Source organism: Alphaproteobacteria bacterium (assembly GCA_025800285.1).
In the GTDB taxonomy this organism is placed as follows: Bacteria; Pseudomonadota; Alphaproteobacteria; order JAOXRX01; family JAOXRX01; genus JAOXRX01.
In genome coordinates this window covers 20677-39852 of record JAOXRX010000019.1, presented here as the reverse complement: position 1 = coordinate 39852, position 19176 = coordinate 20677, and the positions used below count along the sequence as shown (strand labels likewise).

Annotated in this window: 17 protein-coding genes; 10 read left to right on the top strand and 7 right to left on the bottom strand. The window is 31.2% G+C overall.

All coding sequences use genetic code 11. The annotated features are described in order from the left end of the window. Positions 1–170: 170 nt before the first annotated feature. Entirely contained in the window at positions 171–1541 is a 1371-nt protein-coding gene (locus tag OIF36_00280) for a glycine--tRNA ligase (GenBank protein ID MCV6598908.1), read from the bottom strand. A gap of 157 nt (positions 1542–1698) precedes the next feature. Here OIF36_00280 and OIF36_00275 point away from each other — a divergent pair, with 157 nt between their 5' ends. From OIF36_00275 to OIF36_00265, 3 genes are all read left to right on the top strand, one after another. After that, the gene (locus tag OIF36_00275) at positions 1699–2010 is read left to right on the top strand and encodes a hypothetical protein (protein MCV6598907.1); all 312 of its coding nucleotides are present in this window, start codon (positions 1699–1701) and stop codon (positions 2008–2010) included. Positions 2011–2147: 137 nt separating this feature from the next. Beyond that, positions 2148–5642, top strand: coding sequence for a pyruvate:ferredoxin (flavodoxin) oxidoreductase (gene nifJ, locus OIF36_00270; GenBank protein ID MCV6598906.1), 3495 nt, complete (start codon positions 2148–2150; stop codon positions 5640–5642). A 118-nt stretch (positions 5643–5760) separates the two neighbouring features. After that, on the top strand, positions 5761–6051 hold the full coding sequence (locus tag OIF36_00265) for a hypothetical protein (GenBank protein ID MCV6598905.1): 291 nt from the start codon (positions 5761–5763) through the stop codon (positions 6049–6051). A gap of 49 nt (positions 6052–6100) precedes the next feature. Here the strand turns inward: OIF36_00265 and OIF36_00260 are convergent, their stop codons facing one another. From OIF36_00260 to lepA, 3 genes are all read right to left on the bottom strand, one after another. After that, positions 6101–6676 carry a hypothetical protein gene (locus OIF36_00260; GenBank protein MCV6598904.1) on the bottom strand — a complete coding sequence of 192 codons (576 nt, stop codon included), beginning with the start codon at positions 6674–6676 and terminating at the stop codon, positions 6101–6103. Positions 6677–6760: 84 nt separating this feature from the next. Further along, the gene (locus OIF36_00255) at positions 6761–7465 is read right to left on the bottom strand and encodes a divalent cation transporter (protein ID MCV6598903.1); all 705 of its coding nucleotides are present in this window, start codon (positions 7463–7465) and stop codon (positions 6761–6763) included. Between the two features lie 14 nt (positions 7466–7479). Continuing rightward, positions 7480–9276: a translation elongation factor 4 gene (gene lepA / locus OIF36_00250; GenBank protein ID MCV6598902.1), complete on the bottom strand. Its 1797-nt coding sequence runs from the start codon at positions 9274–9276 to the stop codon at positions 7480–7482. 113 nt (positions 9277–9389) lie between these two features. Between lepA and OIF36_00245 the strand changes: the two genes are divergently transcribed. From OIF36_00245 to OIF36_00235, 3 genes are all read left to right on the top strand, one after another. After that, positions 9390–9722 carry a hypothetical protein gene (locus OIF36_00245; GenBank protein ID MCV6598901.1) on the top strand — a complete coding sequence of 111 codons (333 nt, stop codon included), beginning with the start codon at positions 9390–9392 and terminating at the stop codon, positions 9720–9722. Continuing rightward, positions 9723–10163 carry a hypothetical protein gene (locus OIF36_00240; protein ID MCV6598900.1) on the top strand — a complete coding sequence of 147 codons (441 nt, stop codon included), beginning with the start codon at positions 9723–9725 and terminating at the stop codon, positions 10161–10163. It abuts the gene before it with no gap. 349 nt (positions 10164–10512) lie between these two features. After that, complete coding sequence (locus OIF36_00235) at positions 10513–10644, top strand: hypothetical protein (protein MCV6598899.1); 132 nt, start codon at positions 10513–10515, stop codon at positions 10642–10644. Positions 10645–10718: 74 nt separating this feature from the next. Here the strand turns inward: OIF36_00235 and rnr are convergent, their stop codons facing one another. Continuing rightward, on the bottom strand, positions 10719–12965 hold the full coding sequence (gene rnr, locus OIF36_00230; protein MCV6598898.1) for a ribonuclease R: 2247 nt from the start codon (positions 12963–12965) through the stop codon (positions 10719–10721). Then, positions 12965–13672: a hypothetical protein gene (locus OIF36_00225; GenBank protein ID MCV6598897.1), complete on the bottom strand. Its 708-nt coding sequence runs from the start codon at positions 13670–13672 to the stop codon at positions 12965–12967. The genes rnr and OIF36_00225 overlap by 1 nt, the downstream gene beginning before the upstream one ends. A gap of 82 nt (positions 13673–13754) precedes the next feature. Between OIF36_00225 and OIF36_00220 the strand changes: the two genes are divergently transcribed. From OIF36_00220 to OIF36_00210, 3 genes are all read left to right on the top strand, one after another. After that, positions 13755–15098, top strand: coding sequence for a M48 family metalloprotease (locus OIF36_00220; GenBank protein ID MCV6598896.1), 1344 nt, complete (start codon positions 13755–13757; stop codon positions 15096–15098). Between the two features lie 15 nt (positions 15099–15113). Continuing rightward, positions 15114–15881, top strand: a complete 768-nt coding sequence (locus OIF36_00215; GenBank protein ID MCV6598895.1) for a DsbA family protein — start codon at positions 15114–15116, stop codon at positions 15879–15881. 92 nt (positions 15882–15973) lie between these two features. Then, on the top strand, positions 15974–18094 hold the full coding sequence (locus tag OIF36_00210; protein ID MCV6598894.1) for a UvrD-helicase domain-containing protein: 2121 nt from the start codon (positions 15974–15976) through the stop codon (positions 18092–18094). Positions 18095–18108: 14 nt separating this feature from the next. Here OIF36_00210 and OIF36_00205 read toward each other — a convergent pair whose 3' ends face one another. Then, the gene (locus tag OIF36_00205) at positions 18109–18459 is read right to left on the bottom strand and encodes a hypothetical protein (GenBank protein ID MCV6598893.1); all 351 of its coding nucleotides are present in this window, start codon (positions 18457–18459) and stop codon (positions 18109–18111) included. A gap of 156 nt (positions 18460–18615) precedes the next feature. Here OIF36_00205 and pal point away from each other — a divergent pair, with 156 nt between their 5' ends. Beyond that, complete coding sequence (gene pal, locus OIF36_00200; protein MCV6598892.1) at positions 18616–19161, top strand: peptidoglycan-associated lipoprotein Pal; 546 nt, start codon at positions 18616–18618, stop codon at positions 19159–19161. Positions 19162–19176: the final 15 nt, after the last annotated feature.

Genomic DNA, 19176 nt, shown 5'->3' with positions numbered 1-19176 from the left:
AGAATAAAAAAGCCGCCTCTATTTTATAAGAGGCGACGCTTAATATTTTGTTTTTTGAGCAAAAACAATCTCGTCGCTTTTAAGTGCAACAACAAACTACGAAATTATTTTTTACTAATACTTTAATCATAAATTAAATATATTCCTTTATTAAATTAAAGTCAACAATTTTATTCACTGTAATATTTTTTCACATAATCTGTGATTTCAGCTAGAGGAACCTTAACCTGTTCCATTGTATCTCTATCTCTAACTGTAACAGTTGGGTTATCTCCCTCAATAGAATCAAAATCAACAGTAACACAAATTGGAGTTCCAACTTCATCATGTCTTCTATATGCTTTACCTATATTACCAGTATTTTCATATAAAATTCTACCAATTGCTAATTTTTGTAAATCTTGTTTAACTTTTTTACAAGTTTCTACAATCTCTTCCTTATTTTTCTTTAGAGGAATAACCGCTACTTTAATAGGAGATAAATGTTTTTTAAGCTTAAGAACTATTCTTGACTTACCGTCTCCTAAATCCTCTTCTGTGTATGCTTCATTAAGAACAGCTATACAACCTCTATCAACACCAGCAGATGTTTCAATAACAAATGGGATATACCATTTTCTTGTTTCTTCATCCATCATAGCTAGTTTTGTATTTGAGTCGGTATTTTCTAACACTTTAGCTTTAATATCAAATTCTTTTTGATTTTTAGTATGAGATCCTAAATCGAAGTCTTGTCTATTATGAATACCTTCCATTTCATCAAAACCATGTGGGAATTTATATTCTATATCATATGCAGCTTTAGCATAATGAGCTAATTCATCTTCTGCATGAGGATGAGTTCTTAAATTTTCAGCAGACAAACCTTGTTCTTTCCACCATTCTAAACGAGTTTCACCCCATTTTGCATGCCATTCTTCGTCTGTACCTGGTTTTACATAAAATTGCATTTCCATTTGTTCAAACTCTCTCATACGAAATACAAAGTTTCTTGGAGTAATCTCATTTCTAAAAGATTTACCAACTTGACACATACCAAAAGGAATTTTTTTAGAGCAAGAATCAACCACATTTTTAAAATTAACAAATATAGCTTGAGCTGTTTCAGGTCTTAAATAAACTAAAGATTCATCATTAGCAACTGGACCAACATTTGTTTCTAACATAAGCTTAAATTCTCTCGGTTCTGTAAGATTAGAAGATCCACAGTTATCACATTTAGTCTTATCTTTCATTTTATCTTCTCTAAATCTTAGGTGACAATCTTTACATTCAACTAGAGGATCTGAAAAACCGCCTTCATGACCAGAATATTTCCAAATAAGTCTATTACTCAAAAGAGCTGCATCAATACCTTCTATATCATCTCTTTCATAAACCATAGAGCTCCACCAAGCTCTCTTAAGATTATTTTTTAATTCTATACCTAAAGGACCATAATCATAAGTACCTTTTAAACCACCATAAATTTCTGAGCCAGGAAAAATAAACCCTCTTCTTTTACATAATGATACTAATTCTTCCATACTTTTAGCTGGCATAATCTTTTCCTTTCTGATTTATATATAATTAATAGGGATAAAACATATAACATTTGCTATAAAAAGTCAAATAAAACCGATATTTTAAACAAAGTATTTGATATATCACTATTTTCATGATATAATAAGCTATATTTTTAATAACTTGGAGATAAAAATGCAGAACACAAATAATAGTATTCTAGAACAACTTAAAAATAACTCTACTGTTTCAGAAGAGGAAAACAAACAAAGAAAAAGAAAAGACTTTTTAAACTTCATAAAATCAGATGATTTTGTTTATTCTGTTGCTGCTCTCGTCTCTGGATTAATGGTAATGGCTCATCAAATTAAATTTCTAGATGATGCAAGTCCATACTCAAAAATGCCTAGTTATTCAGAGATTAAAACACCTAAAGATATATCCACACAAACGGTTAAAAAACCACCTGTAAAAAGTAATAATAGTTCAAATAATTACACAATATAAACAATAATAACTGCTTAACAAAAAAGCAGTTATTTTTTATTACAAAAAAATTGATTTTTAAAAATAGAAATGTTATAAATTTTCTTAAACGATTATTCGTTTAATTAAAATCAAACAAAAATAGAAAAGAGGAAAAAATGTCAGAAATGAAGACTCTTGATGGCTGTGAAGCCGCGGCCAGTGTCGCCTACAGGCTAAACGAAACATCAATCATTTACCCAATTACTCCATCATCTCCAATGGGAGAGTTTGCGGATACTTGGGCAGCGAATGAAGAAAAAAACATTTTTGGAAATAATCATCAAGTTGTAGAAATGCAATCAGAAGCTGGAGCTGCAGGTGCGGTTCACGGTTCTTTAATGGCTGGTTCATTAACAACTACTTATACAGCATCACAAGGGTTGCTTTTAATGCTACCTAACATGTATAAAATCGCTGGAGAACTTACTCCATTTGTTATGCATGTTGCTGCTAGATCTATTGCATACAGTTCATTATCTATATTTGGAGATCACTCTGATGTTATGGCTGTTAGACAAGCTGGATTCGCGATGCTATCATCAAACTCTGTGCAAGAAGCTCATGATATGGCTGCTATAGCAAATATGGCAACATTAAAATCAAGAGTGCCATTCTTACACTTCTTTGATGGTTTCAGAACATCTCATGAAATATCAAAAATAGAGATGATTTCAAACGATCAACTAAGAGAATTAATTGATGCAGATAAAATAAAAGAGTTTAAATCTAGATGTCTAACTCCTGATACTCCTACTCTAAGAGGAACTGCTCAAAACCCAGATACATACTTCCAATCAAGAGAAGCTGCAAACAAATATTATGATTTAGCTTTAGAGGAAACTCAAAAAGCTATGGATAAATTCTCCACTGTAGTTGGAAGAAAATATAATTTAGTAGATTATATTGGTCCAGAAGATGCAGAAAAAGTAATAGTAGTTATGGGATCTGCTGCTGAAGCAATTGAAGAAACTATAAACTATATGAATTCAAACATGGGAACAAAGTTAGGATTATTAAAAGTTAGACTTTATCGTCCATTCCCTAAAGATGCATTTATAAAAGCACTTCCAGAAACAGCTAAGAAGATAGCTGTATTAGATAGAACTAAAGAATCAGGTTCTATTGGAGAGCCATTATATCTGGATATAGTTTCTGTATTAGAAGAAAATAACATTAAAGACAGAGCTATTATTGGTGGTAGATATGGACTTTCATCTAAAGAATTTAATCCTGCTATGATTAAAGCAATTTATGATGAGCTAGATAAATCAGAACCTAAAAAACATTTTACAATTGGTATAAATGATGATGTAACAAATACATCTTTAGATTATGATGCTAATTTCCATGTTAAAGATGATAAAGTTAATAAAGCTATATTCTATGGATTAGGATCTGACGGAACTGTTGGAGCGAATAAAAACTCTATTAAAATCATTGGAGGCTCAACAGATAACTATGCTCAAGCATACTTCATATATGATTCTAAGAAATCTGGTGGTATTACATGTTCTCACTTAAGATTCTCTCCAGAAGTTATAAAATCATCTTATGCAATCAATCAAGCTAACTTTGTAGCATGTCATCAATTTAACTTTTTAGAAAAAATTGATGTTTTATCAAGAGCAGCTGAAGGAGCAACATTCTTGTTAAACTCTCCTTATTCAGCTAAAGATGTTTGGGACAAACTTCCAAGAATGGTTCAATCTCAAATTATAGATAAAAAATTAGATTTTTATGTAATTGATGCTCTTCCTGTTGCTAAAAAAGCACAGATGGGAACAAGAATTAACACAATTATGCAAACATGTTATTTTGCTCTAGCTAATATTATTGAGAAAGATAAAGCTATTGAATTAATTAAAGAATCAATTCAAAAAACTTATGGTAAAAAGTCTCAAACACTAGTTGAAAGAAACTTTGCTGCTGTTGACGGAACATTAGAGAATCTTGAAAAAGTTGAAGTTCCTGCTGAAGCTACATCAGAAATTGAAATGAAGCTACCTGTTCCTGCAGATGCTCCTGATTTCGTAAGAGATGTAATAGGTAAAATGATTGAAGGTAAAGGTGATGACCTTCCTGTATCAGCAATGCCTGCAGATGGTGTTTGGCCAACTGCTACATCAAAATATGAAAAAAGAGATATTGCTCCAGAAGTTCCTGTATGGATGCCTGAGCACTGTATCGCATGTGGTATGTGTTCATTTGTTTGCCCTCACTCTGCTATTAGAACTAAATTTGTAACAGATGAGGAAGCAGCTAAGTTAGAAGCAGAAGGAATGCAAGTAATTCAACCAAGAGGAACAGATAAAAAATTTGTTGTTCAAGTTTCTCCTGAAGACTGTACAGGTTGTGGATTATGTGTTCATGCTTGCTTAGGTAAAAATAGAGAAAACCCTGAAGAAAAAGCTATTAATATGCAGAATAAACTAGATGTTGTAGCTAAAGAATCAGCTCAATTTAAATGTTTCTCTCAATTGCCTGAAAACAAAGCGAGTGAAAACCCTCCTACAATTGCAGGAGTATCATCACTACAACCATATATGGAATACTCAGGTGCTTGTGCAGGTTGTGGAGAAACTCCATACATCAAGTTAATAACTCAACTATTTGGAGACAGAATGTTTATAGCTAATGCTACTGGATGCTCTTCAATATATGGTGGTAATTTACCTACAACTCCTTACTGTAAAGATGAAAATGGCAGAGGTCCAGCATGGGCTAACTCTCTATTTGAAGACAATGCAGAATTCGGTATGGGTATGAGAGTAGCTGTAAATGGCAAAAAAGCTCAAGCAGAAAGACTTGTTAAAGAGTACTGTAATTGTGAAGACATTTTAACAGCTGATCAATCAACAGAAGAAGGTATTGAAGCTCAAAGAGAAAGAGTAAATCAGCTAAAAGAAAAATTAGCAAATGACTCTTCAGAGCTAGCAAAAGAACTTCTTGAAGTTGCAGACTATCTAGTTAAAAAATCTGTATGGATTATAGGTGGTGATGGTTGGGCTTATGACATAGGATATGGCGGTTTAGATCATGTTCTTAACTCTGGCGAGAATGTAAACATCATGGTTATGGATAATGAAGTTTATGCTAATACTGGTGGACAAGCATCAAAAGCTACTCCAATTGGAGCTTCTGCTAAGTTTGCTGCTGCTGGTAAAGATAGAACTAAAAAAGATATGGGCTTAGAATCAATGATTCACGGAAATGTCTTTGTTGCTAAAATAGCTTTTGGAGCGAATCCAATGCAAGCAATAAAAGCAATAAAAGAAGCTGAAGCATTTGATGGTCCATCAATTATCCTTGCTTATTCTCATTGTATTGCTCATGGGTATACTCTAGGCGATGGCTTAACACACCAAAAAGAAGCTGTTGCTGCTGGTCACTGGCAATTATATAGATATAGTCCTGTAAATGGATTAGCTATGGATTCCAGAGCTCCTAACGGTAAACTTGCGGAGTATATGCAAAAAGAAACAAGATTCAAAATTGCAGAAAAGAAAGATAAAGATCGTTATGATGCTCTAGCAGAAAAAGCTGCTAAAGATGCTGAAAACAAATTTAAAATCTTTGACTATATTGCGAATTTTGGTAAAGAAGCTAAATAACAATTAATATTGTTATTAAAATATTAAAGCTCTTGTTTTTCAACAAGAGCTTTTTTATTGCCTTTATACAGTTTTATGCTATAATGCCATTTATTAAATAAAAAAACAGGAGTGAAATATGAAAAAAAATAAAATGAAAAAATTTTTAATCAAAGCACCTTTATTATTATCAATAATAGCGGCTTCAAAAATTGCAACAACACAAGAAACAACAACTAAAGAAACTAAAAAAAGAAATATAAAATCAGCTTATAAACAACCAAAAGTTAAACTATCAGCTAGAACTTTAGATGGGAAAGAGATAACAAGTGAACCTTTAAAAGCAGGAGAAAAACCTAGACCTGTAATCACTAAAAAAACTTCTAACTCTATAACAGTAGAAATACCGGTTGTTGGTAGCAGCAATTAATTTTAAAAGCTCTTGTTTTTCAACAAGAGCTTTTTTAATAAATCAATTATTAAATATTATTTCTTAAATCTTTTAGAGTTCGCCCCTTATTTCTATTTAATATTCTCTCTATTTCTCGTTCATTGCTATTCTCTGAATTATTTTCTCTATCAGCAATACAATCAGAAATAATTTCACCTAAAGAAGAAATCAATCTAATTTTAGTTTGAGCTACATCAATTCCCTTTTTAAAAGGTCTATTTCTTTTTAACTTTAATTCTCCGTCTTCTACTTTAAAAGCTATTTGACTTCTTAAATTAGAAATTGAGCATTCTTTAATAGCTAAAGCTTCATAATTATTTACTATTTTTGAAATTACTTTTAACTCTTTATCAGAAACATCTTCTAAAAAAAGCAGATCAATATTCATATTATCATCTTGGCATCTTGCTTTTTCTTTCACTTTAGCATCTAATATTTTAAGAGATTTCTGCAACGGAACAGGAAGCTCTTCATATTTTGCCTTTATATTTTTATATATATCACTAGCTTCAATAAAAACTTGCTTTAATTCTCTTTCTACAATCTTTTCTGATAACACAAGATTAGCTTTATCTTCTTCTGTTATTATATTATTGGTTTGCATTAAACCTTCTCCTTTTTATAATTAATAAGAGACATTATATCACAAAATAGCGATAAAAACAATATAAATTAATAAAGCAAATGACTATAAAAGTAATTGTTTTGCGAATACTCCTACTGCGAAACCTAAAACAGCACCTAACGGAGGAGTTCTGTGTTTTAACATAACAGAAGCTGGAGCAATATCCTCAAATATTAAATATAAAATACCACCGCTAGCAAAAGCCAAAATTAGCGATGTAGTAAATACACTATCTTTTAACACCCAAAATCCCAACATAGCAAAAACAGGTCCTAAAAAGCTTATCAATAATAAATTTATCAAAGTATTTTTAGAATTACCCTCATCGAGCTCTCTAAATGCATTAAAGCCTTCTGGTAAATTCTGCAAACCTATAAATAAAGCCAGCAAAGCTCCTAAATGAGGATTATGTATCCATACCACTCCAAGAACTAAAGACTCTGGGATAAAATCCATTAGCATAGCCATAAACTGAGCTTTACTATGTCCTGATTTACTTATTAAATAATCAAGTATAGAGAAAAAGATTCCGCCTACACATAAAGTTACAAACATTAAATTAGGTGATAAATCCTTCATAGCTTCAGGAACCAAAGTAAAAGCGGTGGCTGATAGTAATATACCTCCACCAAAAGCAACAATAGCATGAACCATCTCTTGTTTCTTTTCGGTTTCCATACTTCCTTCTAAATGAGATATAAAGCCACCTATAAATGCCATTAATCCTGCTAACCAAGAGAATATCAATATCTTTATAAATTCTGACATTTGATAACTATTCCTTATTCATCCATCTTTAGAGCAGCAATAAATGCTTTTTGAGGTATATCAACATTACCTATAGATCGCATTCTCTTTTTACCTTTTTTCTGCTTTTCTAACAATTTTCTCTTACGAGAGATATCACCACCATAACATTTTGCAGTAACATCTTTTCTCATAGCAGAAAGAGTTTCTCTAGCTACAACCTTACCACCGATTGCTGCTTGAATAGCAATTTTAAATAACTGCCTAGGTATAAGAGTTTTTAATTTTTCACAAAGTCTTCTACCACGACTTTCAGCATAATCCTTATGAACAATCATAGACAAGGAGTCAACATCTTCTCCATTAACTAAAATAGTTAATTTAACAAGATTACCAGTTCTATACTCATCTATTTCATAATCAAAACTTGCATAACCTTGAGATAAAGACTTAACTCTATCATAGAAGTCAAACACAACTTCATTCAGAGGAAGTTTATATACCAACATTGCTCTAGAACCAACATAAGTTAAATCAATTTGCTCACCTCTTCTTTGCTGGCAAAGAGTTAGCAATGGTCCCAAATATGTATCTGGAGTCATTATAGTTGCTCTAATCCAAGGTTCTGATATTGATTCTATTTTTTGAACATCTGGCATATCAACAGGATTATATAAATCCATTTCCTCACCATTTGTTAATTTAATTTTATAAACAACAGAAGGAGCAGTTGCCACAAGATCTAAATCAAACTCTCTTTCAAGTCTTTCTTGTATAATCTCCATATGAAGAAGACCTAAGAAACCACATCTAAACCCAAAACCTAATGCTTGAGAAGTCTCCATTTCAAATTTAAAGCTTGCATCGTTAAGAGCAAGTTTACCTAGAGATGCTCTTAATGTTTCAAAATCATTTGCTTCTACTGGAAATAAAGAACAGAAAACAACTGGTATAGAAGGATGGAATCCGTCCAAAGGTTTTGGACAAGGATTTTTCTCTGTAGTTATAGTATCACCAACAGATGTTTCTGATATATTCTTCATTTGAGCAGTTATAAAGCCCATTTCTCCAGCTTTTAGCTCATTTGTTATAACATGCTTAGGAGTAAAGATACCTACTCTATCTGCCTCTCTTACAACTCCCTGTTGCATAAATTTAATCTTCTGACCTTTTTTAAGAGTTCCTTGCATAACTCTAACAAGAATAACAACACCTAAATAAGCATCATACCAACTATCAACTAGCAAAGCTTGCAATGGTTTGTCATATTCTCCTTCAGGACAAGGTAGTTTTGTAACAATCTTTTCTAGCAAATCATCCATACCCTCGCCTGTTTTACCAGATACTAAAGCTGCATCAGATGCATCAATACCGATAACATCTTCAATTTGCTTTTTAACTCTATCTACATCAGCAGCGGGTAAGTCAATTTTATTTATAACTGGAATGATTTCATGATCGTTTTCAATAGCCTTATAAACATTAGCTAAAGTTTGAGCCTCAACCCCTTGAGATGCATCAACTATAAGTAAAGAGCCTTCACAAGATGCTAAAGAACGACTAACTTCATAAGCGAAGTCAACATGCCCAGGAGTATCCATAAGATTTAATTGATAATCTTTACCGTCTTTTGCTTTGTAATCCAATCTCACAGTTTGAGATTTAATCGTAATACCTCTCTCTTTTTCTATATCCATATTATCAAGAACTTGCTCTGACATTTCTCTAGATGTCAAGCCCCCACACATATGAATAAGTCTATCTGCCACAGTAGATTTACCGTGGTCAATATGAGCTATTATCGAAAAGTTTCTTATATGTTCTAATTTCATGCGATTTTTATATCTCATTTTGAAGAAAAAAGCAAGATTTAATTAATTTACTATTGCATATCTTATTCATTTAATGTTATAATGATACATAAATTATAAATGGAGGTTAAGCCATGTCTGAGGGATATGTTGAAAAAGAGATACTACAAGATGTGAAGAAATTCATAAAAAAATCTCCTCAAATAGTTGTATATAACGGATCTCACTGGAGAAAAGTACAGCAAAATATTCAACATCTTAAAACAGCTTTTAAAGATGAACTGAAAGAATTAGGAGCTGGAGTTATAGTCTCATCTGTAACTTCATTTTTAACAGGTGGAGCCATTGCTTTACCAGGTGTATTAGGTTTTGCAACGGCAGTAGTAATGAATGCTCTAAAAAACAAAAATAGAGCCGAAGAAAAAGCTGTAATGCAAAAATTAAAAATTCCAGGAGTTTATGCTTAAATGATAGATAAAGAGATTACAATAGCTAAAGACTTTTTATCCATTCAAAACAAGGATGGAGAAGTTATGTTTGTTATCATGTATAACGATAAATCATCTCAACCAGATAGTGATGCAAAAATAATATATGGAGACGATAGCCCTCATGCTGTTTTGATAAAAAATGATGATCATGCTATCATATTAGACTTTCTAGCAGAAGAAACTCTGAAAATGATGAAAAACAGTAAAAAAGCTCTCGTTACAGAAATAGAATACAATGAAAACCTAATAAAATATAATTTAGAAAACAAGTTTTCAAAAGATAGCTTATATAAATTATTTGAATTTGCTGAAGCTCAACATGCTTTAAAAGCTTGTTATAGTGTCAAATTAGAGAAGATAAAAAACTTTGATGAGAGATTTATGAAATTCATAGACAAAGAAATTGAAGAAATATAAACACCTATTTGGTTTCAATCATCTTTCACTTACCCTATCATCTTTCCCTTTTTCGTCATACAGACTCTCCACTTCTCTGTCATTATCGTCATTCCTCCCTCTCCTCCGCCATTCTAAGTGCAAGGAAGAATCTTTTCGTGCTTGTGTAATGTGAATTCATATCCTGTAACACAATGAGATTCTTCGACTCCTCGCAGTCGCTCAGAATGACTGAATTGATTAAATATAGGTTTATATCCAGTTGCACAATGAGATTCTTCGACTCCTCGCAGTCGTTCAGAATGACTGAATTGATTAAATATAGGTTTATATCCAGTTGCACAATGAGATTCTTCACTACCACACAAGTGTGTCAGTTAAGAATGACAGAGTAGAGAGGGTATCCGTAACACAAGAAGATTCTTCTGCTAGCGATTGTTATGCTGAAGGAGAGAGGAATGAAAAAAATAGCAGAAATAACGGGAAAAGTGGGCATGACTAAAAAAAATTAGATTAAAAAAAGCCTCAAATAATTCAAGGCTTTAAAATTAAATCTTTAAATAATTATAAAATATATTACTTTCTTTTTCTTTTCTTATTGTATTTACCCTTATTCCCAGAGTTTCTTCTAGATTTTTTAACACCAGGTATTTTACTATCTTTTAACCAAGGAATATCTGCCCCTTTTGTTCCAACAACTTCAAAAAGAGTTGAAGCATTCAATCCACTTGCCTCTGCAACTTTTACTTTAATTTTTGCAGTCAATCTATAAACATTACCTTTTCTTTTACCCACTAAACAATGATTTTTTTCATCATGGATATAATAATCATCAGATAAAGATTTCATAGGGATAAATCCTTCAGCACCAGATTCATCAAGTTCTATAAATATACCTCTATTAGATATACCTGATATTCTACCAGGGAACACAGCCCCAATATTTTCTGATAAATACATTGCTATATACCTAGCTTTTGCATCTCTCTCAGCAGCGACAGATCTTCTCTCTGTTATTGATATATGATCAGAGATTTCTTCAACGGTCTCAATTTCTGAATCTGTTAATCCGCCCTCGCCTAATCCAAGTTCTTTCACTAAAGATCTATGCACTATTAAATCAGCATATCTTCTAATTGGCGAAGTAAAGTGAGCATATTCTTCTAAAGAAAGTCCAAAATGCCCAATATTGTATGAGCCATAAACAGCTTGAGATTGAGATCTTAAAACAATTTCGTTAATCAAAGGAGCTTCTGGTTTACCTTCAACTTTAGCCAATAGTTGGTTTAAGTGTCTTGATGTTATCTCCTCTTTTGAAGTTAAAGAATAACCTATTTCAGAAATAAAGGCTCTAACATTCATCAATCTCTCAGGGTCAGGTTTATCATGCACTCTATATATACAAGTATGCTTTTTAAGAGTTTCAGCAGCAGCTACATTTGCAGCGACCATAAATTCCTCAATAAGCTTATGAGCTTCATATCTGGCTTTAACAGTTATACTCCCAATTGTATTAGTTTTTCTATCTAGTTTAACTTCTCTTTCTGGTAGATTTAGCTCCAAACACTGCCTAGAGTTTCTTGCTTTTAAGAAAGACTGATATGCTTTATATAAAGGGATTATAACATCGTCCATGATAGGCTTAACCTTAGGATCTAACTGCCCTTCTCCTTTAACATAGAAATCAATGCCGTTTTGAGCTTGTTCATAAGTTAATCTTGCTTTTGAATTCATAAGAGCTCTTTTAAAGTAATGGCTTTTTATATTTCCATCTTTATCTATTTTCATATGACAAGCCATACATGCTCTATCAACATGAGGCATTAATGAACACATGTCATTTGATAATCCTTCTGGCAACATTGGAACCACTCTATCTGGGAAGTATGTAGAGTTACCTCTTTCATAAGCCTCTCTATCCAAAACAGAATTGGGTCTAACATAGTAAGATACATCAGCGATTGCTACAATTATATCAAAACCGTCTTTTGTTTCTTTTGCATAGACAGCATCATCAAAATCTCTAGCATCTGCCCCATCAATTGTTATAAGAGGAGTATCTCTTAAATCTTCTCTATCTCCTAATTCTGGAACTGAGTTCTCTTTTGCTTGTTGCATAGCCTCAGGAGAAAATTCATTAGGTATCTCATAAGAGTTAATTGATATTAAACTAATAGCATGAGGATCATTTTTATCAGCTATTTTTCTAACAATTCTAATCTTTTCTCTTCTTTCATAAGCAGGAGAAGGAGTTATTTTAGCTTCTACTAAATCTCCATCATTAAGATTTTCAGATTCTTTTTTATCTAAGAAATAAACTCTTTTATTTTTTCTATCAGAAGGTATAAGAGTTCTCTCTCCATCTTTATTTATCTTATATGTACAAATAATGTCATTTTCACTATGATGCCTAATTTTTCTAACTTCATTTGCTTCAAAATGACCTGTAGAATCATCTCTTCGGCACTTACCTAGAACTCTATCACCTGGTTTAATTTGTCCGTCATTAGTATTAACATAAATTTTCGTATTACCTAACTTTTCTCCTTTTACAGGATATCCTATAAGCTCTCCGTTTTTATCTATTCTAACAACTTCTATCACAGAAGACTCGGCAACTGTAGCCTCTACTGCAACATAGCTTTTTGCTCCAGACTTAACTATTAATTTATCATCTAGCAATTGTTTCAATATTGCTTTCAACTCAACTCTATCAGCACCTCTTAAGTGAAAGGACTTAGCTATTTCATTTTTATGAGCTGGTAAATTTGATTCAGATATAAACTCTAGTATTTCTTCAGCTGTAGGTATTTCTTTTTTCATTATAATTTCTTCTTATTCTTTTTTATAGTTTCTTTAATTTGCATAGTAATCATACCCATACCAAATAAGCTAAATAGAGACACAACTGCATTTGCAACTAAATTCACTTTTATTTGCCCCTCTGCTATATTTATAGAAGTAGCAGGAATCATTAAATACAGAGGTAATACAAATACCATAATAATTAAGTTAATAGATAATAAAGAGATTAATTTATTTAATGTAGATAGCTTATCAAATTTCACATTCTTTTTTTCATATAACCATTCTAGAATCCCTATACTGAAAACAGGCAAAGACATAGAATAAATTATTAAAATAGCCCCTAATATTATAGCAGAGATACCTGATCCAACTACTGCTAAAAAACCTACAGACATTATTAAAACTAAAACCGCAGATGTAAGTAAAGCATCACCTAAAATTTTCAACTTGCTTTTTTCTAATAAAATCTTACTTGTTTTCTTAAAGAACTTAGGGCAAGATATTGACAGAACAAATGCTAATATTCCAGATGCTAAAAATTTAAACATAACATCTAAAAAACTTAATTCTGTTGACAGATCCATCTCTTGAGAAATTGCAGCATCAACAGATGCCATATTTTCTCCATTTTGCATAACTTCAGCAACAACCTCAGGATTTTCTGCATAAGCCGCTGATATAGTAACCAACATCATAATTGCAATAAACTTTAAAACTTTCATATTTTCTCTCCTTGATTTAAATTTATAACTAATATATAGTTAGCATAGTAAGGGAAAAAAGCAAAGGATTTATTAAAAAAATATGTTTTTATTTAATAAAATCAAAAAAGTCTTAGTAGTTACTGTTTTGAGCTTATTCTGCTTAACAACTACTAGCATTAGCACCTCTTATGCTAAAACAGTAATAAGAGATGCTGAGATTGAAGCCTACATAAAATCATATTCTAGAGATATATTCAAAGCTGCAATACTTAACCCTAGTGATATTACAATATTTTTAATAGAAGATGAAAGTCCAAATGCATTTGTAGCTGGAGGCATGAATATTTTTATTCATACTGGCTTAATTGAAATGTGTGAAACCCCTGAAGAATTAATAGGAGTAATAGCACATGAAACAGCTCATATTGCTGGAGGACATTTAGCAAGAATACATTCGCAAGTTGAAAACTCTAAGAATAATGTCCTTTACTCATTGCTATTAGCTACCGTAGTTGGCTTAGGAAGTAAAAACAGTCAAGCGGGGACAGCCATTTTAGCAGGAGGAACAGAAACAAGCAAAAGAGGATTGCTTCACTATTCTAGAACTCAAGAATCTGTTGCGGACTCTAATGCCATAAGGTATCTAGAAAAAAATAATATATCCTCTAAAGGATTATTAAGTTTTATGGAAAAATTGGAGAAAAATTCTTTATTACCAGAAAGCTCTCAAGCTGAGTACCTAAGAACTCATCCCTTATCAAAAAATAGAATAGAGATAATTAAAAACAGAACAGCAAGCTCCAATAAAAAAAGCAAAAAATTAGATAGAGTTAAGTTTGATATAATAAAAAATAAAATTTATAGCTTCTTAAACCCTAGAAAAGTCTTGTCTAAAATAAAACAACCAAATAATTTTATAGATAGTTATTCTTTAGTAATTGCTAACTATAAAACTGGAAACACCGAGAAAGCGATAGAAATAATAGATATTCTAATAACAGAGCAAAAAAACAACCCTTATCTACATGAGCTAAAAGGAGAAATTTTGAGAAATAGCGGACAAATTAATAAATCAATATTAGCCTATAAAGAAGCTAATAAAAAGGTTAATTCAGCTCTAATAAAAATAGAATTAGCTAAAGCGATGTCAGAATCCAATAACCCGTTATATGATAATCAAATAATTGATCTGTTAAATGAAAGCTTACGAATAGAAAAAAACTCTTTAACCTCTTGGAAGTTATTAGCAAAGACATATAAGAAACAAGGTAATGAAGCTTTATTCAGATTATCTCAAGCAGAAGCTGATTTATTAACAAGAGATTTTATAAAGGCTAAATTTAACTCTAAAAGAGCAGAAAATATATTAAAAGAAAAACAAAAGACTTGCCAAAGGTGCAAAGATATTGTAAGTTTCATAGAGAAACAATCAAAAACTAAATAATGAGGAGAAAATATAATGAAAAACACAATATCTACAATTGCAATTTTAGCTATTGCTGCTCTTAGCGGTTACAACTATGTGCAAAACAAGATGATAAACAATAAGTCTATAGGCTCTATCCCTACAATAGAATCTAAAATAAATAAAGAAGAAATATCTAAATTTATCTTAGAAAACCCAAATGTAATTATAGAATCTCTAGAAAACTATAAAGTTAAAATGATGCAAGAGCAAGAGGATTTAATCAAATCTCAAATTAAAGAAAATGCAGATAAAATTTATACTGAAAATTCTTTTGTTATCGGTAATCCTGATGCTGAAATAAAGTTAGTTGAGTTTTTTGACTACAACTGTGGATACTGTAAAAAAGCTGCAAATATCTTGAAAGAACTTGTAAAGAAAAATCCAAATGTAAAAATTTATATGAAAGACATGCCAATTCTAAGTGAGTCATCTGTTGAAGCTGCTAAAGCATCTGTTGCAGCTGGACTATTAGGCAAATACGAAGAGTTTAGTTTTGCTCTTATGAAAAAAGAAGGACCTCTAAATGAAGAAGTGTTTAGAGCTATAGCTGCAGAAATTGAATTAGATCCAAATGAACTAATTGAAATGACAAACAGTGAAAAAGTTGTTGAAATACTAATGGACAACAGAATGGCTGCTTCTTTAATTGGATTAAAAGGAACTCCAACAATCCTTATAGAAACTGATTTATACAATGGAGAGTTTTCTATTGAAGGGTTTGAAAAAGCTATTAGAGAAAAATTAGAAGAAACAATGTAATTTTTAATTATAACACCTAATAAAGCTCTCTTATAAAAAAGAGAGCTTTATTTTAATTGACTATTTTTTAATAGTAATATATAACTTTTCTTATGTTTTCATATTTAGATAAATTAAACCCTGAACAAAGAGAAGCTGTAGAGCAAACTGAAGGACCTCTATTGGTTCTAGCTGGTGCTGGAACAGGTAAAACCAGAGTTCTAACAACCAGAATAGCTCACATACTTTATCAAGGAAAATGTAACTCACATGAAATAATGGCAGTTACATTTACAAATAAAGCTTCTATTGAAATGAAAGAGAGAGTCGCTGCAACTCTAAACATTCCTTCTGTTGAAGGATGGATGATTGGAACATTTCACTCTTTGGCTGTAAAAATTTTAAGAAGACACATAGATTTAATAGGATTTAAAAGAGACTTCACAATTATTGATGCTTCTGACCAATTAAGACTAATAAAACAGATTTTAAAAGATAAAAAAATTGATGACAAAAAATATCCTCCTAAATTAATAGCTGGGGCTATTGAAGGATTCAAAAACAAAGCTATATCTTCAGATAAAATATCTATTCATGATGTAGATGATACAAGTATAATGGGTATATACAAAGAGTATCAAACTAGATTAAAAATCTCAAATGCTTGTGATTTTGGAGACTTTTTAATGTATAACCTACAAATATTTCAAAGCTTTCCTGAGGTTTTAAAAACATATCAAGAAAGATTTAAATATATATTAGTAGATGAATATCAGGATACGAATATAGCTCAATATTTATGGTTAAGAATCCTAACTCAAAAACACAAGAATATTTGTTGTGTAGGAGACGATGATCAATCTATATATGGCTGGAGAGGCGCAGAAGTTGGCAACATATTAAAATTCGAAAAAGATTTTCCAAATGCAAAAACAGTTAGGCTTGAAGAAAACTATAGATCAACGGGTCATATTCTTGAAGCAGCTTCTTGTTTAATAGCTAAAAATGCTACCAGATTAGGAAAAACATTAAGAACATCTAAAGGACCAGGAGAAAAGATTAAAGTAATTAATTCTTGGGATGGCAGACAAGAGGCTCAAAATGTAGTTAAGGAAATAGATAAGTTAAAATCAAATGCAGTTTCATACAATGAAATGGCTGTATTAGTTAGAACTGCAGCTCAAACAAGAGAATTTGAAGAAGTCTTAATTCAACAAGGAATACCTTATAAAATAATTGGTGGGGCTCGTTTCTATGAGAGAAAAGAAATTCGTGATGCGATAGCATACTTAAGAGTAATAAATCAACCTTCTGATAACATGGCCTTACAAAGAATTATAAACACTCCTAAAAGAGGTATTGGAGATGCTACAATCCAGAAGATAAATATATTTGCCAGAGAAAATGAAATGTCAATGTTTGAGGCTATAGAAAAGATAGTTTACACTGATATAATTAGCTCGGGGGTAAAGAATAAACTCGAAGCCGTCATGAAAATGTTCTATTACTGGCGAGAAGAAGCCTCTCAAATCAAACACCCTATTCTTCTTAAAAATGTTTTAAGTCAATCAGGATACTTAGGAGCTTTAAAAGAGGATAAATCTTTAGAATCTAAAGGTAGAGTTGAAAACCTTAACGAATTAATAACTGCAATAGAAACTTTTGATAATTTGCAAGAATTTCTTGAGCATGTTTCTCTTGTTATGGAGAACCAAGAAAACAACAATCAAAATAAAGTATCTTTAATGACCTTACATAAAGCTAAAGGATTAGAGTTTGATGCTGTGTTTTTACCAGGTTGGGAAGAAGGATTTTTCCCTTCTCCAAGAAGTATAGATGAGGGTGGAATTGAAGAGGAAAGAAGACTTGCTCATGTTGGAATAACCAGAGCAAAACAATACTTATACATACTGCATGCTTCCTCAAGGTTTATGTTCGGACAGTATTCAAACCCTGCTCCATCAAGATTCTTAAAGGAACTAAGTGAAAAAAATATAGAAAAAATATCGGTTTTTGGTGGAAGCAATAGTTATTCAAAAGTAGAATCTAAAGATTACTCTTTCAAAAACATCACAAAACAAACAAAAATTGATTCTAACAAACTATCTAAAAGAGTATTTCATAAAAAATTCGGCATGGGAATGGTAATAAGAAAAGATGGTGATAAATTAGATATAATCTTTGACAAATCCGGTAGGAAAAAAATTATGGAAAAATTTATTAAGTATATGTAAAATATTATATTAATCTAAAAACAGCTTAAGAAGTAAGAATCAAACTCAACTACATTAACTTTATTCTTTTTCAAAAACTCATTAGTTTTTGAAGCATCTTTCTCTAAAACAACTTTTACAAAATCTTCTGTTTTTTCATCTCCAAGCATTGCATGTATCTTGTCATATGAGCAGTAACATGCATCATATAAATCTAAGTCTGACATTGGAATACTAGAAGGTATTGATTCTTGACAACTAGAAATATAAGCACCCTTCATATTGCTCTTAAACACATCTGATTTTATAAATAAACCAACCAATATACTAGCAACTACTAAAACTATTAAAAGTATAATAGAAAACTTATTAATTTTTATTTTCATGTTAATCACCTTCATACCTGTTATTTTCAACTCAATATAACATTTAAAAACAAAAAAAGTAAATAAAAAATTTAAAAAAATTAAAAATTTTATTTACAAAATAGTATTTAATCTTTATACATATATATATAACATATAAGAAGGAGAACTTAAGTTATGAAAAAATTTACAAAATTATTTACATTAGTTTTACTATTATCAATATCAGCTTGCTCATCAAACAAAACAGCTAAGCTTGAAGAAATGAGTAACATCGATGGTTATAGTGAAACTGAAGAAGCTAATACAGAAGCAACTAATAATGATGAAATATCATCTGAAGAGTTAGAAAATTATGAGCCAGATGCAGATGCTAACATTGCATTTATGACAGATGTTGTTAACATTGTTTTCTTTGATTTTGATAGCTCAGAGTTAAACGAAACAGCTAGACAAACTCTACAAGATCAAGCTGCTTGGTTAGAAATAAACCCTACAACAAAAATCATGTTAGAAGGTCATTGTGATGAAAGAGGAACAAGAGAATACAATCTTGCTTTAGGAGCTAGAAGAGCTGCTAAAACACAAGCTTATCTAGTTGCTCTAGGGATTGATGAATCAAGAATAAAAACAATTTCTTATGGTAAAGAAAGACCTATGATATTAGACTCATCAGAAAAAGCTTGGGGCAAAAACAGAAGAGCTGTTACAATCCTTTATTAAGAATAAACTAAAAGA

What these genes read in the sequence shown, in the direction of transcription:
- OIF36_00280 (MCV6598908.1), bottom strand. Translation starts at nt 1,541, where the DNA reads ATGCCAGCTAAAAGTATGGAAGAATTAGTATCATTATGTAAAAGAAGA.
- OIF36_00275 (MCV6598907.1), top strand. Translation starts at nt 1,699, where the DNA reads ATGCAGAACACAAATAATAGTATTCTAGAACAACTTAAAAATAACTCT.
- nifJ (MCV6598906.1), top strand. Translation starts at nt 2,148, where the DNA reads ATGTCAGAAATGAAGACTCTTGATGGCTGTGAAGCCGCGGCCAGTGTC.
- OIF36_00265 (MCV6598905.1), top strand. Translation starts at nt 5,761, where the DNA reads ATGAAAAAAAATAAAATGAAAAAATTTTTAATCAAAGCACCTTTATTA.
- OIF36_00260 (MCV6598904.1), bottom strand. Translation starts at nt 6,676, where the DNA reads ATGCAAACCAATAATATAATAACAGAAGAAGATAAAGCTAATCTTGTG.
- OIF36_00255 (MCV6598903.1), bottom strand. Translation starts at nt 7,465, where the DNA reads ATGTCAGAATTTATAAAGATATTGATATTCTCTTGGTTAGCAGGATTA.
- lepA (MCV6598902.1), bottom strand. Translation starts at nt 9,276, where the DNA reads ATGAAATTAGAACATATAAGAAACTTTTCGATAATAGCTCATATTGAC.
- OIF36_00245 (MCV6598901.1), top strand. Translation starts at nt 9,390, where the DNA reads ATGTCTGAGGGATATGTTGAAAAAGAGATACTACAAGATGTGAAGAAA.
- OIF36_00240 (MCV6598900.1), top strand. Translation starts at nt 9,723, where the DNA reads ATGATAGATAAAGAGATTACAATAGCTAAAGACTTTTTATCCATTCAA.
- rnr (MCV6598898.1), bottom strand. Translation starts at nt 12,965, where the DNA reads ATGAAAAAAGAAATACCTACAGCTGAAGAAATACTAGAGTTTATATCT.
- OIF36_00225 (MCV6598897.1), bottom strand. Translation starts at nt 13,672, where the DNA reads ATGAAAGTTTTAAAGTTTATTGCAATTATGATGTTGGTTACTATATCA.
- OIF36_00220 (MCV6598896.1), top strand. Translation starts at nt 13,755, where the DNA reads ATGTTTTTATTTAATAAAATCAAAAAAGTCTTAGTAGTTACTGTTTTG.
- OIF36_00215 (MCV6598895.1), top strand. Translation starts at nt 15,114, where the DNA reads ATGAAAAACACAATATCTACAATTGCAATTTTAGCTATTGCTGCTCTT.
- OIF36_00210 (MCV6598894.1), top strand. Translation starts at nt 15,974, where the DNA reads ATGTTTTCATATTTAGATAAATTAAACCCTGAACAAAGAGAAGCTGTA.
- OIF36_00205 (MCV6598893.1), bottom strand. Translation starts at nt 18,459, where the DNA reads ATGAAAATAAAAATTAATAAGTTTTCTATTATACTTTTAATAGTTTTA.
- pal (MCV6598892.1), top strand. Translation starts at nt 18,616, where the DNA reads ATGAAAAAATTTACAAAATTATTTACATTAGTTTTACTATTATCAATA.